Genomic DNA, 946 nt, shown 5'->3' on the forward strand with positions numbered 1-946 from the left:
GCAGTAGAGGAAAGTTACAAGAAAGTTTACGTTTTTAGCCGTCACTAATCAATAGAAAAGCGGGAGAGTTTAACAACTCCCCCGTTTTTTTAAATGGCGGAACTACCAGTGATACCCAGCCGAAAATTTTTGTCTCACTGGCGATCGCGCAAAGCGCATTTTTTAGGCAGAACTACCAATAATACCCAAGCGAAAATTCTTGTATCACTGGCGACCTCGATTTTTAGAGCGCTCATACTCCAGCAACAATTTTTGAATCTCCTCTGGCAGAATCACAGTAGATTTATCCAGCCGTAGCAAATAGCACAGACTTTCAACCTGGGGACAAGCGATCGCGCTGGGAAGATTAATCATGGCGATTCCTCCCCCAGCCATGAAAGAGAGCAAAGAAATTGAGTATACGAAAATACCCGAACGCCCAGAACCCAGCCACTGACCAAACCAAAACAAATTAGATTTGAATTGCTCTGAACGTTGTTTTCGCAGCTTTTTTCGTGACTCCTGAGCTTCATTCCATGCTTGCAGTCTTTCCAATTTTTGTGCAGCCAATCGGGTAGCCTTAGCATCAGAGGCTTTTTGTGCCTGAATTTCAATAGTACGGCGTTCCTCATCTAGTCGGAATTCGAGCCATTCTCTGAGATTGGTGGCAAGCTGGTCAAGGGCTGCGGTGATTGGGGTAGCGTTGGAGTTTCCCCAGTCAAATTCCTCCTGTCCTGGTTGTGAAACTTTCCCGCAATCTTAGCCTTAAGCATATCCTCCATTTTGCGCCAAGCCTGCTGAAACTCAGGAGTCCCAAATTCAGTAGCTAAATGCTTGATATATAAAGCAGGTGCATCAGCAGCATCAGACTTAGCCTTGTAACGCATCATCTCATTGACAATTTCTTGTCCATTTTCCCCCAGGACTGTTGCTACTTCCTCAATATGCAAATCAATCTCTGATTCAT

The 946-nt window shown here is 44.7% G+C and carries 1 protein-coding gene and 1 pseudogene; both read right to left on the bottom strand.

Annotated features, from left to right (window positions below):
- Positions 1–204: 204 nt before the first annotated feature.
- A complete protein-coding gene (locus VB654_RS22150; RefSeq protein WP_323215964.1) occupies positions 205–549 on the bottom strand; it encodes a hypothetical protein in 345 nt (114 codons plus the stop codon).
- A 62-nt stretch (positions 550–611) separates the two neighbouring features.
- Positions 612–946 (bottom strand): annotated as a pseudogene (locus VB654_RS22155) (hypothetical protein); the annotation flags it as partial.

It is taken from the genome of Nodularia sp. UHCC 0506 (assembly GCF_034931045.1).
GTDB lineage: Bacteria > Cyanobacteriota > Cyanobacteriia > Cyanobacteriales > Nostocaceae > Nodularia.